The organism is Marinobacterium arenosum (assembly GCF_019795155.1).
In the GTDB taxonomy this organism is placed as follows: Bacteria; Pseudomonadota; Gammaproteobacteria; order Pseudomonadales; family Balneatricaceae; genus Marinobacterium_C; species Marinobacterium_C arenosum.
This window is the reverse complement of sequence record NZ_JAILYN010000025.1, coordinates 17,438-33,108: the sequence shown is the minus strand read 5'-3', so window position 1 is coordinate 33,108 and position 15,671 is coordinate 17,438. Positions and strand designations below refer to the sequence as shown.

The window sequence follows — 15,671 nt, the reverse complement described above, 5'->3', positions numbered from 1 at the left end:
AACAATGTGCGGCCCCAGCTGAACCCTGACCAAGCATCGTAGGCTTCCATATTTCGCCGGGTCAATTGCTCTGTACAACCCTTGTCTTTAGCCTGTCGTAATAGGAATTTCACCATTGGTTCCCTTCCATCAAAGCTCAGTGCCCTTCTGAATTATCACAGTTTCAGTGATTTTTATTTTATCAAGCCTGCGCATAATCACTTAAAAAACTTATTACAACACCGTAACAAGATTTTAAAATTCATCATTATCCACCCGTCTCACCTTATCAAGGTGCATTCGCCCCCAGCTATGTAATGAACTGATTACCGGAGCCAAGGTTTTTCCGTAGTCGGTAATGGCGTACTCCACCCGTGGTGGAACTTCCGGGTAAACCGTTCGTAAAACCAGGCCGTGGGCCTCCAGCTCCCTCAGCTGCATGGTCAGCATTCGCTGGGTTATATCGGGCATCAGGCGCCGTATCTCGTTGAAGCGCATGACCTCCTGCAACAGGTGGTAGAGGATGGCGCCCCGCCACTTGCCGCCAATAACTTCCAGGGCCGCCTCTACCGGGCAGCCATGATTGCAGTCGTAGTCCGTGTGAGCCATGGGCCTCAAAACTCCATTGGTATACAAAAGGGTACCAGGTATCAAAAAATTGCGTTCTTACGAAAAATTTCGGCCTTTGCTATCGTCTTTCCATCTCGCAATACGGACTTTAAAAATTCCATCTCATGAGGACTAATAATGAACACCCTTGTTTTGCTGGCCCATTCCGATATGGAAAACCGATCTATTGCCAACCGTCGAATTATAACCAAGCTTAAAGCTGAGAGTCATGTGGAAGTCCGCGATCTCTATCGCTTGTACCCCGACTTTGATATCGACATCGAGGCTGAGCAGCGCGCTTTACAAAGTGCCGATCTGATTGTACTTCAATACCCGATCCACTGGTACAACGCGCCAGGACTGCTAAAAGAATGGATGGACAGGGTTCTGCAATACGGGTTTGCCTATGGTTCGCAGGGCGATAAGTTACACGGCAAAGGATTTATGGTATCCGTCACGGTGGGCGGACCGGAGAATTCATACCAGGAAGGCGGCGACAATAGCTTCCCGATGACAACCTTTCTGACGCCCTTGCAGCAAACGGCTAAGTTCTGCGGGATGCAATGGCAAGCGCCCGTTATCAGTCATGATATGGTCTATATCCCCGGGGTATGGAACGAGAAAGAAGCGGTTGCGCTACGTGCGGAAAATCACGCCGATCGATTACTCAACCAAATTGAGCAATACCGCTTGATGAATGCGGCCTAAACCCTAACCCGGAGAACCCCTTATGCCCCATATTGCTTTCGAGTCCGGCCAACTGCCTGATGCCGTTAAACAAAAGCTTATCGAGTGTTTGACGCAAGCTTCCGCCGATATAACCGGCATCCCTGAAGCGATGTTCATGGTGTCGATTCGCGAGCTTCCCGATGACAACCTGGCACTGGGAGGCAAAACAGTGACTCAACTAAAGCAGCAGCTTCGATAGACCGAGTGGCTGAGTGCCTATTTGCATACCCTCAAAATATGGTCGGACCCAATTCTTAATTCAGCAGACGCTTTGGCGCCCGCAGTAAATCCCCCTCTCAGCCGCATGCCCCAAGGGACACCGGCTGAGGTGTGATCGCATGTACCTGACAGCGCATACAGTTCGAAAGCGTGGGCACATCTCTTGTGCCCACGCGACACCTCATTCGCCAAATGCTCAGGCGCCAGCAAAACCGCCCCCTCAATCACAGGGAGCAGCCTTCAGCTAAGCAGTGCAATCCATACCGATGCCCCCAGCAATAGCGCCAGCAGTTGGTTCAGTCGGCGCTGCCGAGCCTCGGTTTTCATTAACCGGCCGCTGCCCTCACCCAACCAGGCCCAGGCGGCGATGCAGGGCACGGTGACGGTAAAGAAGATCAGCGCCAGCAGCAGGTTGTGGGCCAGGGCGGCACCATCACCCGGCGCGAACAGCCCGCTAACCGTCAGTGCCATCATCCAGGTTTTGGGGTTGACCAGCTGCATCAGCGCGCCCTGGTGCCAACCTGCCCGGGCGAGCCCATTGCGCGCCTGGTGGTCGATGTCGGGGGCATGGAACAGCTTCCAAGCCATCCAGCTCAGCCAGAGTGCTCCCAGCCAGGCCAACATCCGGCTTAGCAACGGATAGCCTGCGATCAGCTCCGCCAGCCCGCTGGTGGTCAACAACAGGATCACCGAGGTGCCGAAGGCGGCGCCGATCACGAAGGGCAAGGTCGCCAGGGTACCGAACCGGCTACCATTGCTCAGGGCAAGCACATTGGTCGGCCCCGGCGTGATAGAGGCGACGAACGCGAACAGGGAAAAGCTGAAAACCAACGTAGACATGAAGACTCCTCTCTGGGTGTGTCTTCAAATTCTCCCCCGCCGGCTGATGGTCAGTCTGGAACGCTGGTGCAGAGATTACGATAAGCGGCAGGCGTCAGGTTGTAAGCACGCCTGAACCAGCGGCCCAGGTGGCTCTGATCGGAAAAACAGAGTGCGCTGGCCACATCGGCAGGTCTACGCCCCAGCGCCAACAACTGCCGGGCCTGTACCAGTCGCAACTGGATCAGATAGCTGTGGGGCGCCACGCCGAAAGCGGCCTTGAACGCCCGAGTGACCCGGAAACGATCGCTGCCCAACGCCGCCGCCATATCCTCCAACCCGATATCCTGGAAGAGGTGCGCATGCAGGTAATCGCGCCCCTCCCGGGCCAATCGCGGCAGCAGCAGTTCATGCGCCTGCTTTCTCCGCCAGCTCAGGTGGGTCGTCATCCGCTCGATCATCTGATCCAGACAGGCGCTGCGCACGATACGCGGTTCCTGCGCCTGCAGCGCGATAAAGGCCGAGGCGATACTGCCCATCAGGCGACGGTCGTCCGACAGGGTGGACTCCACATGCAGCTCGTACTGATCGGGAAGATCCTCGAAGATGCCGCTCAGCTGGCGGTGCAGCCAGTCCGCCGGCAGATAGAGCGCGCGGTAGGTGAACCCCTCCTGCTGCGGCGCCTCGCCGTCATGGATCTCGCCGGGCTCAATCAGAAAACTGTTGCCCGGCGTGACGCGCTGCACCTGATCACGGCAGTGAAACTGCTGCAAGCCCTGCTCGTTGTAGCCGACCAGGTAATCGTCGTGCCAGTGCGGATCATACGCATGGCTATGACCGGTGAAATGGGTACGCACCAGCTCGATCCCGCTGTCGGTATCACGATCAAAGTGAACCCAGTTGCTCTGTGTGGAATGTGCCATGGCCAATTGAAGCTAACTCAGAGGTGATGCAGAAAGGTTACCAGTTAACCCCGGGGTAGTGTTCAGAGTTCTGTGTCGTTTCCTACACTACCTGAAAAAGGGAGCGACACATTCACTATTTTATAGTCCCCATCCTTCATTCTCACACTCAACTCCATCAGGGGATATATCAAAAAATTTACCTGTCTTTAAGTCTACTTTTTGTGCCCAACTTTTAGCTTTGAACCACCGTTTCTCTGTAACTTCCACAAGTGCAACAATAGTATCATCAAACACTCCATTTTGTAGACATATTCCCATCGAGAGAAAAGTATTATCGGGTTCTTCAGGCCAATCTATCTGATCTGTGATCTCCCAAATTGCTCGGTTACCTGAACGACCGATCTGCTTTTTAACGGTTAGAGCATATGGTTTTTCATCTTCTTGTCGTAATTCACCCACAGCGTAATCACACAACCGCCCTTTACCGAGTGATTTTCCAATACATTTACCGTATTTGCTCACTATACCGTCAGGGTAAGGGGGGACAGAAGTTCCAATCAGCGAGGAATAACAACCCATCAGAGTTAAAATAAAAATAGAAGTTATTAGCTTCATACATCTATCTACCAAACTGTAACTACCTTGGCCTGATACCCTTTTTCATTTCTTTTAGCTCACTGATTGATAAAGGTGGGTTTCTTCTATGCAGCATCGCGTGGCAATTTGGGCAGACAGGCCGTAAATCAAGGACCGGATCTACCTCATATTCCTTTCCTAATTGAGAGACAGGAAGCAGATGATGGACATGAATAAATCCTTGACCCAACTCCCCGTATACCTCTCCAAAGTTCATTTCACATACTGAACATGTTGTTCCATAGTGTTCGACACATTTGGCCCTAGCTCTAGGGTTTCGTTCATAAGAGTTTACGAATACTCTTTTCTTATGCCCTTCCAGCAAAACTTCTGGCTCATCCAAATCATCCGGATAAATCGATTGTTCAGTGAAAATAAGCGATTGGTACTCTGCTATTAAACTTCTTATCGAATTCAAATTTCCACGACCCAATCCCTCATAATATTCAACATGAGCTGTGGCAGCCTGCAATGCATTTCTTAGGGCACATAAACCATAATCCATATAGATATTATTAAAATAATAGTCAGTTGCCTCGGAATTAAATGTACGCTTATACCTTTCACCACTCATCATTTTATTGAAGCCGTAGATATAATCATTAGCAGTTCCACGATTCATGCCGAAATCACTTTCAAGATGATCTAATGCATCACCAAGCTTAGTTATCCTTTCATACACATCCTTTGCTGCAGCATAGGCTGACCGTGTCATTTCAGTTGTAATTTTCATGAACCACGTTCTCTCCACATAACGGCTTATTATTCGGCATACTTCAAATTACCTATCTAAATATCTAGTCTAATTGGGCCTAACATCTTTTCTTAGTTAATGGTTTTGTGATGCATCATCACTGACCGGAAACCAGCCAAATTTTTTTTCCAACTCAATTCTGTATTCGGTTCTTACTTGAACTGGTGTTTTGCGAACATACTCCTCTGCCACGCATTTTTGATCCAGTGACAACCCATTCAGATGCTCTATGACTCCAGTCAATGTGGGAAATTCATCTCGATTGGATCGAAACCCATACTTCAGATTTATCCACACTACACCATCCAATCCTTTCCCCAATGCCCATCTAGATATTTCTTCCGAGCACTTCCCATGCGATGTACCTGAGTTAGACTCCCAACACCCAATAGAAAATTTAATACTCTTATCAGATATTCCTTCACGCTTAGCTAAATCAGCCTTAGCTGTTTCGATGTCCGTTGCCCTTAGTATCGCCCACAGCGCGGGTGAATGTTTAACACCATCAACCAATACTAATGTAATTCGACCATCAGCAGATTCGCGAGCAAATTCTATCGGCAGGTTAGGTCCATCGCTGTTCCAACCAGATGAAAGCTGTAAATTACCAGGGTTCCATATCAGAGAGCCCCATCCTAAACATGCTATTTGCATCGTCAGTCCTTAATTTGAATAACACCTAGGCTCAGGATCGTTTGAAGCGGCAACAGCTTTTCGGCAGCAAAGCGCGTGACGGGTCTAACGTCCCCTGCAGCGACTGGTTAGGCGTCAATCCTCTTCCACTTCAGTACTTGGAAGATCACGAGTCAATTCAGCTTTGTGCTTGGCTGCCAACTGCCTAAGCTTTTCTTGTGCAGCAGCAACTTCCGCCTCCAGCTTTTCTTTTTCTTCAAGATGTTCAATATGCACTCGGTCTTTTTCACGAACATGATCGGCCATCTGTTTAACAGACATGCCATCTGGAATAAAGTACATCTCCGTTGAGATGCTATCTTTATCGTGATATTGCTCAAATAATGTATGGGCCAATGTTTCAGTTCGCTTGGCATCGTTTGTTTTAACTTTCTGGGCTATTTCCCATCTTCCACACATAAATTCGTTTCTACGGTTCGCCAGCTCAATGCGTGATTCCGCAGTTTCGATTGTCATGCCGATTTTAACCATCTGAGTTATTCTCGAATTTATGGCGAAATATACAACCCCAGAGCGTTTTTTCTTTTGACTGTCGCACGTCGTTTAATTGCCATTGACTAGTCTCCCAGTCAGATCAATGGATTTTCAAACTATCGGTTCAACCTGAATTCTATCACGGTCGGACAAGATCTACGCCTGTCTCAATATTTCGCGATTCCCCCGTGCCGCCCAACGTCGAAGCGCACCAACGCACTATAGTGCGTCCGCGTGAGGCGAAGCTGGTCAAAGCGCTTCGCGTGCTCAACCCTCGCTATTCTCGAACCGGCGGCCAAAGCCTATCGCTTAGCATCCAAAGAGAAAATTCCGTTATGAAGCATATCTAAACCAATAAGCTGTTGTATCAATTGGTTTTCGTTTTTTCATCCAATTCACCGTTTTTCGGCTTAAAATCACATCTGATTTTATTTTAGCACCTTTTCCGTTATTCTCGATACGAATATTAATAAGTTAGAGTAAGGAAGGAGCGAACAACAGGTAAAACTCTAAATTACATTCGGACACAGTGCATCACGCCTTAACTCTTCAATCTATTCTATTTGGGCCCCTCTCAAACACCATGTTTCCGTGGCAAGAACAAGTATCAGCATCGCAATGATCACCGTGGATAGAGCGACAACCCACGATGATACTGAGACAGCATTCAACTCTAGTTGAGCCTGAAAGCTCACCCCTAAGAAAATCCATCCGATGAAGATTAATGGTACAAGGAGAAGACCAAGAAGACCCAGGGTAAGCCAAAAACCATTTTCCTTTTTCTTCATATCGGCACCTAACTCGTTCCTATACCACCTGAGCTATCAGTTTGTTATACGACACGCCGTAATTTACCTATCTATACTGCATACCGTATAGATAATTTCTGCGTGGTCTTCATGTTTCGCAACACTATTGATCCCTTCCCCTCTGCACGATAGGCGACAGGATTCGTGTGATGGCAATCAGACTGTGCGCCTGCATTGTCCCCATGCCACTCAGCCAGCCTGCTCACATCAGTACGGGTTTCAAGTTGAGACCATCCCGCCTATACACACGCCGGAACCCTGGCTATAAACAGGTTCGCCGCACCAAGCCTCAAAGTCAGGCTAGTCCATAAACAAAGATCAAGCATACCGGCGCACCCCATCCGCCCGCCTTGCTATATCTGCATGAAGCTCAAAAACACAAGATTGCAGATTGTTGGACAATCAACAATGCTGTGCTATTCTCACCCCGTTACTCGGTGACTGAGCCGAGTCTGTGACGACAACGGAGCGTCGACACTCGCGACCAACGACAACAATAAGAGAGGTATCTACGATGGGTGCTCGCACTGACTGGCCGACCTTCGGCGCCACGCTGGTGGTGCTGCTCGGCATCTGCATTCCGCTGCTGGTGATGCAGCAGCAGGCAAACGATTTCATCAATGCGGCTTTTGCGGTGATGACCGAGAAGTTCGGCATTCTCTACCTGTGGGGCGGCATCGCCGCGGTCGGCCTGATGCTCTGGCTGGCACTGAGCCGGTTCGGCCATATCAAGCTGGGCGGCCCGAACGACAAGCCGGAGTTCACCGCCTTCAGCTGGGCCGGCATGCTGTTCTGCGCCGGCATCGGCTCCGGCATCCTGTACTGGGGCACCATCGAGTGGGCCTACTACCTGCAGTCGCCGCCGCTGGGCATTGAGGCCGGCAGCGACAAGGCCGCCGAGTGGGCCGCCACCTACGGCATGTTTCACTGGGGCATTACCGCCTGGGCGTTTTACGGCGTTCCGGCGATTCCGCTGGCCTACCTGTACCATGTCCGCAAGCAGCCGGAACTGAAGCTCAGCGCCGCCTGTGAAGGGGTGCTGGGCAAGCACGCCCACGGCCCGCTGGGTCGGCTGATCGACATCCTGTTCATGTTCGGCCTGCTGGGCGGGGTCGGCACCAGCCTGGGGTTGGGCACGCCGATGGTCGCCGCCGGCCTCAGCGAAGTGTTCGGTATCGAGAACTCCTTCGGCCTGAGCATCTTCGTGATGCTGCTGTGCACCGCCATCTTCGGCATCAGCGCTTATTCCGGCCTGAAGAAGGGGATCAAGGTGCTCAGCGATATCAACGTATGGCTGGCGGTGGCGCTGCTGGTGTTTATCGTGGTGGCCGGTCCGACCCTGTTCATCCTGAAAACCACCACCAACGGTCTGGGGCTGATGCTGCAGAACTTCGTGCAGATGAACTTCTGGACCGACCCGATCAGCAACTCCGGCTTCCCGGAAGGCTGGACCATCTTCTACTGGGCCTGGTGGATCGCCTACGGTCCGTTCATGGGGCTGTTCGTCGCCAAGATCTCCCGTGGCCGCACCATCCGCCAGGTGGTTACCGGCATGCTGGTGTTCGGCAGCATCGGCTGCTGGGCCTACTTCGGCGCGCTGGGCAACTTCGCCATGCACCTGGAGCTGAACGATATCCTGTCGGTCACCGGCCTGCTGAACGAAAAGGATGCCCCCACGGCGATCATCGCGGTGATCAACGCGCTACCGCTCTCCTCCATCGTGCTGCCGCTGTTCTGCGTACTGGCGCTGATCTTCCTGGCCACCCAGTTCGATTCCGCCGCTTACACCATGGCCGCGGTGGCCACCGTTGAGCTGCGCGAGGACGAGCACCCGGCCCGTTGGCAGCGCCTGTTCTGGGCCTTCGCGTTGGCCGGCCTGCCGCTGAGCCTGATGTTCGTCGGCGGTCTGAAAGCGTTGCAGACCACGGCGATCACCCTGGCGCTGCCGCAGCTGTTCATCACCGCCATCATGGCGGTCTCGCTGATCCGCTGGCTATACCAGGATGAGCGAAACGGCGTGCAGATCGCTCAGCAGACGATTAGTACCGCTCAACAACGTAGCGAAGCCGTTCTCACTTAATAAACAGTACATAGCGCTGTAATCATCCGTCAGGCGGCGGCCATAAAAAACAGGTCGCCGCCAGCCGGACCATCAAGCACACAGGATTCCCGATGAAACCACTTATCATTGACCGTGCCGAACTGTTCGTGGTGGGCCCAGACGTGGCCCGCTGCCGGCTGGCGGCGGACATGGGCGAGGTCTATGAAACCCTGACGCTGCTGCGACTGCATACCGCCTGCGGCCTGGAAGGGTTCGCCGGTGTCACCACCTACTCCGAACACTGTTTCGACGAGTCGCTGGGTGCCGCGCTGAAGCCCTTGCTGCCAATCCTGCCGGGGCTCGATGCCTGGAACAGCGATGCTATCTGGCAGCAGCTGATGCTGCGCTACAACAGCATGACACCCAAGCCGCAGTCGGCGATCGATATCGCCCTCTGGGACCTGAAAGCCAAGGCGCTCGACCTGCCGCTCTACCGACTGCTCGGCGGCAGCCGTGACAGCATCCGCAGCTATGCCAGCACGCCGGTGTTCGACACCCCGGCCGAGTACGTGGATTTCGTGCATACGCTGCGGGCCCAGGGCTTCGATACCGTCAAGTTCCACGTGCCCTGCGAACTGTCGCAGGATCTGGCGCTGCTCGATGCGCTGGATCAGGCGTTCGGAAAGGAGCTGGCCTTTATGGTCGATCTCGAGGAGCGTTACAGCCGACCGGATGCGCAGCGTATCGCCAGGCGGCTGGAAACGATGAACTGCGTCTGGCTGGAAGCGCCGCTGATAGACACCGACCTGGCCGGCTATGCCGAACTGCGCCGCAACACCTCGGTGCCGATCCTGCCGGCCGGCAACACCCTGTTGACGCCCGGCCTGATGAACCAGGGGATCGAGCAGCAGGCCTGGGACGCCCTGCGTACCGATGTCACCTATGCCGGCGGTTTTACCGCCACCCGCACCATCGCCGCCCTGGCCCAGGCCCACAGCCTGCCGCTGGAGCTGCAGTCCTGGGGCTACACCCCCAGCCAGGCGGCCAACCTGCAGATGATGCTGTCGATCCCCAACGCGGTCTATTTCGAGCAACCGGTGCCCTCCAGCAGCCACGAAGCCTGCTGCCCGACGCCGATCCGTACCGACAACGGCCGGGTGCATGCACCGGACGGGGCCGGTTTGGGAATCGAGATTGACTGGCAGCAGGTCGCCAAGCAGGCACTCTGGCATCACCGTATCGGAGGCTAGATGATACGTATTATTGATATCGAGGTGATCGAACTGCGGGTGCCCGGCAAGCGCCAGCTGGATCTCGACCCGACCGATAACGGCTGCCTGATCCGGATTCATACCGACGCCGGTATCAGCGGCATCGCCGAGGTCGACAGCCTGCCGTCGGTGATCAAGGCGATCGTCGAGGCGCCGCCACGGATCCGAACGCTGATGGGGCTGAAATCGATACTGGTCGGGGAAGATCCGCGCGATATCGCCGGCTTGTGGCAGAAGATGTACCACCACACCAGCTACTGCGGCCGGCGCGGGGTGGTGATGCACGCGATCAGCGGCATCGATATCGCCCTCTGGGACCTGCTCGGCAAGCTGGAGAACAAACCGGTCAGCCAGCTGCTGGGCCAGCCACAGCACCAACGGCTGCCGGCCTATATCACCGTCTATCCGCTTGGCGGCACAGTCGATGAACTGCAGCAGGCGCTGGATCACGCCCTGCAGTACCCGGTACGGGCGTTGAAGCTGGCGATCGATCCGTTCTGGCGGGAACAGCCCGCGCTGGCGACCGAACTGCTGTGCGCAGCCCGCAAGTATGTCGGCGACGAGATCGAACTGATGCTGGATGCCACCGCCAGCTTCGCCAACTGCCAGCAGCTGGAACCGCTGCTGCCGGTACTGCGCGACTGCCAGGTGCGCTGGCTGGAAGCGCCCTTTCCGCTGGACGAGATCGACCAGTACCGTCAGCTAAAAGAAGCAGGAATTCCGGTGGGCGCCGGCGACACCGGCCTGACCGCGCCGGCCGAGTGGCGGCCCTACTTCGAACAGGGCCAGATCGATATCGCCCAGCCGGATATCAGCTGGGTCGGCGGTTTTACCGCATTACAGCAGCTCGCAGAGATGGCGGCCCGGGCCGGCAGCCGGCTGATCCCGCATGGCTGGAACACCGACCTGACGCTGGCGGCCAACCTGCAGTTTCTGGCGGTGCAACCGCTGGCAGAATACGCCGAGTTCTCCACCTCCGCCTCGCCGCTGCGCTGGCAACTGGCGAAAAACGGCCCCGGCATCGATTCGGACGGCATGATCCCAGTGCCGCAAGGACCGGGGCTTGGCGTGACTCTGAATGAAGAGACGGTCGCGCGTTACCGCGTCCGATGATCACCGCATGGAGCGTGCTTAACCGGCCCGCTCCTGCTGCAACTGCTCAAACCCGGTAATATTGTTCACCGCCTCGGCCTCGGCCCGCTCCCCCTCGCCGGCACAGATCGCTTCAACCAGCGCCTGATGACTGTGACCGACCTCATGGGGATCGAAGGTCCGGTTGGCTGCCGTGATATAGCTCAGGAACTGGTTCTCGATCAGTTGGTACTGGTGGGCGAGCCGGCGGTGCCCCGACAGCTCGATGATGGTCTTGTGCAGATCGAGGTCGCCACGGGTGATCGCCTGCAGATCCTCGCCTTCGCACAGTTTCAGCAACTGGTTGTAGGCGGCCTGCAAGCGTTCGACCCCCTGCTGGCAGATCCGCTCCGCCGCCAGCCGCGCCGCCAGCCCCTCCAGCGTAGCCCGCAGGGTGTAGAGTTCCCAGATATCCTGGTCATCCAGCGTCGCCACCGACCAGCCGGCGTACGGCACCTGGGTCACCAACCCCTCTGTGCCCAGTTGATGCAAGGCGATGCGGATGGTGCCACGCGACAGGCCGTACTCCTTCGCCAACGTGGTTTCGACCAGTCGGGTCCCCGGTGTCAGCACGCCATTGACGATATCCTGACGCAACAGATCGGCCGCCTGCTCCTCCAGGCTACGCTTGTTGATCAACCCGGCTTTCTTCATGTTGAACGCATCCTTCAAGATCGTCTGATTGATCGACAATCATACCAGAGCATTCAACGGCTGTGTGCTGTAACGGCCTGCCATCGCCTGCGTACAGCCCCCCTCAAACCACCTGTTTCGCCGCGTTGGGCCGATCCCTGAACCGTTCCAGGATATCGATGAACGCCTGCCGTCTAGCCCGGTAGATCTCCACCAGCGCCGGGTCGAACTTGACGCCGGACTGTTCAAAGATGAAGTTGTCGATCTGCTCCAGCGCCCAGGCATCCTTGTAGCAGCGCTTGCTGGCCAGCGCATCGAACACGTCCGCCAGCGCCACGATCCGGCCGAAGATATGGATCTGCTCGCCGACCAGGCCGTGCGGGTAACCACTGCCATCCCAGTTCTCGTGGTGCTGCTCGGCAATGATGGCGCCGGCCTGCAATACCGGCTGGCGCGAGCGCTTCATGATCTGCGCGCCGATGGTGGTATGGGTTTTCATCAGCGTCCACTCGTCGCCGCTCAATTTGCCGGGCTTGTTCAGCACTGCGTCCGGGATGCCGATCTTGCCGACATCGTGCAAGGGCGCCGCCAGGAACACCTGGTCGCACTGCAAGCGGTCCAGCCCCAGCGACTGCGCCATCAGCCGCGAATAGTACGCCACCCGACGGACATGGTTGCCGGTCTCCCGCGAGCGGGTTTCCGCCAGTTCGCAGAGTGCGTAGACGATCTCCTTCTGGGTCTCACGCAGATTACTGTTCAGACGTACATTTTCAAATGCGACCGCCACATTGCGGCAATAAAGATCGAGCAGACGCTGGTCGGAAATCGCCAATGGCTGTTTTCCCGCCATATAGAGTACGGTTTCGACGCCATTTTTATTGGCGATATAACGTACGCAGTAATCTTTATCGACCACGTCCGTTTTTGATTCCAGCGCCTGCTGAATCTGGGCCCGAATACCAAAGTCATACTCGATAGAGTGCTCTTTATTCCCCTGGGAAGTGTGCGCCAATATAGAAATACCATCGTCATCTTTTTCAGCGACCACCCCTTCATATTCCGCCAGCAACATCGGTTGATCCATATAGAGCAGCGCAGCCAGCTGTTCCAACACCCCCTGGGCCAGGCTCTGCATCGAACTCTCCTGAAGGATGCTGGTGGTGGCGTTGACGACCTTCTCCAGCCCGGCGCGATTACGCTCAAGCGCGACTATATCGCGATAGGAGCGCAACGCGGTATAGACCGCAGAATAGAGCTTACGGTAGGTCAGCTCGGTCTTTTCCTTGTAATCGTTGATGTCATAGCGCTCCACCACCTTCTCTTCCGGCGCCTGGCCCGGCTGGCCGGTGCGCAGAATGATGCGGGTACTGTGGTTGCCCAGCTCGTAGCGGATATAGTCCGCCACCTGCAGGCCGGCATCGTCGGTTTCCATCACCACGTCCAGCAACACCACGGCGATATCCTCATGTTCGGCCAACACCCGCCGGGCCTCCTGACCGCTATAGGCCTTCAGAAACTGCAGGCCGCTGCCGTCAAAACGAACACGGCTCAGCGCCATCTCGGTAACGGCATGGATGCCCTCCTCGTCATCGACGATTAAAATCTTCCACTTTTTGAAAGGTTTTTCAGGCTGATCGATTTCAGACTCAGAATTATTACCGAACAGCAACTGATCCGCTGCGTTATTTGTCATCATCCGCGCTCCCTGCTAAACATAATTACTGCGCATTCGATAAATCTAGTACAGGAAAGTAAAAGTGCGCACCGTCGACCGTTGAGTAATATCTTATTCATGCGCCGGAACATGCAGGGAGCAACGTTAATGTCCATCTATCAACGCGTTATTACCGCCTGCGTCGGTTTGACGATCGTGGCCATCATTACCTTCGGCGTACTTTCCTATCAGAGTGGCCAGCGGATGCTGCTGGACTCGATCCGCGCGCGGCTGGACGCCGTGGCGACCAATCAACACGACAAGATAGAAGCCGTGGTGGCAGCCTGGCACGACCGGGTCGCCCTGATTGCCAGCCGTACCCAGCTGCGCCTCAGCCTGCGCCATTACCTGACCACCGGCGACCAGGCCTCGCTGGCACGAATCAACAAGATCATCACCGACGCCCAGCACTCGGTGCGCGCGGTACAATCCATCGCGGTTGGCCCGCCAGACGGCAAAGTGCTGGCACAGGCCGGTCCGGCGCTGGAGGGGGCCATCCGCAGCCTGGAATTCAATAATGACACCAGTGATATCCGGCTGGCCGGCATGTATCTAGCCGCCAACGGAACGCTGTACGCCCGCTTCGACGCGCCGATGTTGCTGGACGGCAAACAGGTCGGCCGCGCCCAGGTGACCCTGCTGGCCGACGAGCTGATCCGGGCCGCCGCCGATTACACCGGGCTGGGAGACAGTGGCGAAACCCTGCTGGTCACGGAAGACGCCCGTGGCCAGCCGGTCTACCTGACCGCACTGCGCCACCAGCCGGATAGCGCGTTGACCGTCGTCTCCTCCGACCCGTCCGGGGCGCTGCAGCAGGCCCTGTCCGGCCAGTCATTGCTGGCCTCGGCAGCGATCGACTACCGTAGCCAGCCAATCATGACCTCTGCCCGGGTGATGTCCGGTACCGGCTGGGGGGTGCTGGTCAAGATGGACCAGCAGGAGATCCTGGCCCCGGTCAGCGCCTTCCAGAACCGGTTGCTGATCGCCGCCAGCGTACTGATCGCCTGCGCCATTGCACTGGGGCTGATCATCGCCCGCGCCATCGCCCGGCCGGTCGAGCAGCTGGCCGAGGATGCCCGCCGTATACAGCAGGGCGAACGCACGGTGCGGGCGGAGGTCGAACCCCAGCATGCCAGAGAGATTCAGCTGCTGGCGACCAGCTTCAACAGCCTGGCGGACAGCCTGCTGAACGCCAATACCCGGCTGGAACTGCGGGTTTCCGAACGCACGGCGCAGTTGCAGGAGTTGAATGAAACCCTGGAGCAGCGGGTCGAGGAGCGGACCCAGGCGCTGCACCGGACCAACCAGGAGTTGCAGGCGGCCATGGAGGAACTGCAACAAGCCCAGCAGGAGCTGATCCGCTCCGAGAAGATGGCCGCCCTCGGCGGCTTGGTGGCCGGAGTGGCCCACGAGATCAACACCCCGCTGGGGATCGGCATCACCGGCGCTTCGCACCTGAAGGAGGAGACCGACGAGATTCATGGCAAAGCCGAGGCCGGCCAGATCACCCGCGGCGACCTGGACCGATTCCTTAGCTCCACCCGGACATCCTGTGAGTTGATGCTGAGCCAGCTCGCTCGTGCCGCCGACCTGGTATCCGACTTCAAGCAGGTGGCCGTCGACCAGTCGCAACCGGATATCCGTCAGATCGAACTGCCCGACTACCTGGACAAGGTGGTCACCACCCTGCAACCGCAGTTCAAGCGCACCCGGCTGCAGATCAAGGTGCAGGCCCCGCCGACGCTGAACCTGACCACCTGCCCGGGCGCCTTGGCGCAGGCGTTGACCGCGCTGCTGGCCAACTGCCTGACCCACGCCTTCGAACCCGATCAGCCTGGTGAGGTGGTGGTAAGCGCAATCGCCACAACAGACGGCTGTCGGATCGAGCTGGCCGACAACGGCAAGGGTATAGCGGCGGAGCACCTGTCGAAGATCTTCGATCCGTTCTTCACCACCCGCCGCGGCCAGGGCGGCAGCGGCCTGGGGCTGAGCATCGTGCACAACATCGTCACCGACGTATTGCGCGGCACTATCCACTGCGAAAGCACGCCGGGTGAAGGCAGTCGTTTTATTATGGAATTGCCGGAATTGAAAGCGCAGTCAATGGCGGCGCTAGACCGCCCAGCGGTAGCAGCAGAGGAAAGCAGCTGAACCTATATTTGTGCAGGGCACGGAATTGCTCTGCAGGGCGTTGCCGGGGCACCAGCGCCGCAGGCGGTTAACCTGATCAGGGGCCTGAGCCCCTGACCGGTCGA

The 15,671-nt window shown here is 56.4% G+C and carries 15 protein-coding genes and 1 pseudogene; 6 read left to right on the top strand and 10 right to left on the bottom strand.

Features of this window, described 5'->3' with window-relative positions:
* Positions 1-234 precede the first annotated feature (234 nt).
* Entirely contained in the window at positions 235-588 is a 354-nt protein-coding gene (locus tag K6T12_RS12655; protein ID WP_222223048.1) for a winged helix-turn-helix transcriptional regulator, read from the bottom strand.
* A 138-nt stretch (positions 589-726) separates the two neighbouring features.
* Here K6T12_RS12655 and K6T12_RS12650 point away from each other — a divergent pair, with 138 nt between their 5' ends.
* Together K6T12_RS12650 and K6T12_RS12645 are read left to right on the top strand one after the other, a co-directional pair.
* The gene (locus K6T12_RS12650) at positions 727-1,296 is read left to right on the top strand and encodes an NAD(P)H-dependent oxidoreductase (RefSeq protein ID WP_222223046.1); all 570 of its coding nucleotides are present in this window, start codon (positions 727-729) and stop codon (positions 1,294-1,296) included.
* Between the two features lie 22 nt (positions 1,297-1,318).
* Entirely contained in the window at positions 1,319-1,516 is a 198-nt protein-coding gene (locus tag K6T12_RS12645; protein ID WP_222223044.1) for a tautomerase family protein, read from the top strand.
* Between the two features lie 260 nt (positions 1,517-1,776).
* Here K6T12_RS12645 and K6T12_RS12640 read toward each other — a convergent pair whose 3' ends face one another.
* The 7 genes and pseudogenes from K6T12_RS12640 to K6T12_RS12610 all read right to left on the bottom strand — a co-directional run bounded on the left by K6T12_RS12640 (position 1,777) and on the right by K6T12_RS12610 (position 6,605).
* Positions 1,777-2,376, bottom strand: coding sequence for a LysE family translocator (locus K6T12_RS12640; RefSeq protein WP_222223042.1), 600 nt, complete (start codon positions 2,374-2,376; stop codon positions 1,777-1,779).
* A gap of 50 nt (positions 2,377-2,426) precedes the next feature.
* Positions 2,427-3,278, bottom strand: a complete 852-nt coding sequence (locus K6T12_RS12635; protein WP_222223040.1) for an AraC family transcriptional regulator — start codon at positions 3,276-3,278, stop codon at positions 2,427-2,429.
* A 120-nt stretch (positions 3,279-3,398) separates the two neighbouring features.
* The gene (locus K6T12_RS12630) at positions 3,399-3,875 is read right to left on the bottom strand and encodes a hypothetical protein (protein WP_222223039.1); all 477 of its coding nucleotides are present in this window, start codon (positions 3,873-3,875) and stop codon (positions 3,399-3,401) included.
* A gap of 22 nt (positions 3,876-3,897) precedes the next feature.
* Positions 3,898-4,629 carry an HNH endonuclease gene (locus K6T12_RS12625; protein ID WP_222223037.1) on the bottom strand — a complete coding sequence of 244 codons (732 nt, stop codon included), beginning with the start codon at positions 4,627-4,629 and terminating at the stop codon, positions 3,898-3,900.
* 96 nt (positions 4,630-4,725) lie between these two features.
* Entirely contained in the window at positions 4,726-5,304 is a 579-nt protein-coding gene (locus K6T12_RS12620; protein ID WP_222223035.1) for a hypothetical protein, read from the bottom strand.
* A 114-nt stretch (positions 5,305-5,418) separates the two neighbouring features.
* A pseudogene (locus K6T12_RS12615) lies at positions 5,419-5,841 on the bottom strand (GIY-YIG nuclease family protein); the annotation flags it as partial.
* Positions 5,842-6,371: 530 nt separating this feature from the next.
* Positions 6,372-6,605: a hypothetical protein gene (locus tag K6T12_RS12610; RefSeq protein ID WP_222223031.1), complete on the bottom strand. Its 234-nt coding sequence runs from the start codon at positions 6,603-6,605 to the stop codon at positions 6,372-6,374.
* A gap of 535 nt (positions 6,606-7,140) precedes the next feature.
* Between K6T12_RS12610 and K6T12_RS12605 the strand changes: the two genes are divergently transcribed.
* From K6T12_RS12605 to K6T12_RS12595, 3 genes are all read left to right on the top strand, one after another.
* Positions 7,141-8,706, top strand: a complete 1,566-nt coding sequence (locus K6T12_RS12605) for a BCCT family transporter (protein ID WP_222223029.1) — start codon at positions 7,141-7,143, stop codon at positions 8,704-8,706.
* 92 nt (positions 8,707-8,798) lie between these two features.
* Positions 8,799-9,917 carry a mandelate racemase/muconate lactonizing enzyme family protein gene (locus K6T12_RS12600; RefSeq protein WP_222223027.1) on the top strand — a complete coding sequence of 373 codons (1,119 nt, stop codon included), beginning with the start codon at positions 8,799-8,801 and terminating at the stop codon, positions 9,915-9,917.
* Complete coding sequence (locus K6T12_RS12595) at positions 9,918-11,051, top strand: mandelate racemase/muconate lactonizing enzyme family protein (RefSeq protein WP_222223025.1); 1,134 nt, start codon at positions 9,918-9,920, stop codon at positions 11,049-11,051.
* 18 nt (positions 11,052-11,069) lie between these two features.
* Here the strand turns inward: K6T12_RS12595 and K6T12_RS12590 are convergent, their stop codons facing one another.
* Positions 11,070-11,723, bottom strand: coding sequence for a GntR family transcriptional regulator (locus K6T12_RS12590; RefSeq protein WP_222223023.1), 654 nt, complete (start codon positions 11,721-11,723; stop codon positions 11,070-11,072).
* Positions 11,724-11,826: 103 nt separating this feature from the next.
* The gene (locus tag K6T12_RS12585) at positions 11,827-13,398 is read right to left on the bottom strand and encodes a DUF3369 domain-containing protein (protein ID WP_222223021.1); all 1,572 of its coding nucleotides are present in this window, start codon (positions 13,396-13,398) and stop codon (positions 11,827-11,829) included.
* Positions 13,399-13,524: 126 nt separating this feature from the next.
* On the opposite strand from K6T12_RS12585, the gene K6T12_RS12580 reads away from it, so the two are divergent.
* The gene (locus tag K6T12_RS12580) at positions 13,525-15,567 is read left to right on the top strand and encodes a sensor histidine kinase (RefSeq protein ID WP_222223020.1); all 2,043 of its coding nucleotides are present in this window, start codon (positions 13,525-13,527) and stop codon (positions 15,565-15,567) included.
* Positions 15,568-15,671: the final 104 nt, after the last annotated feature.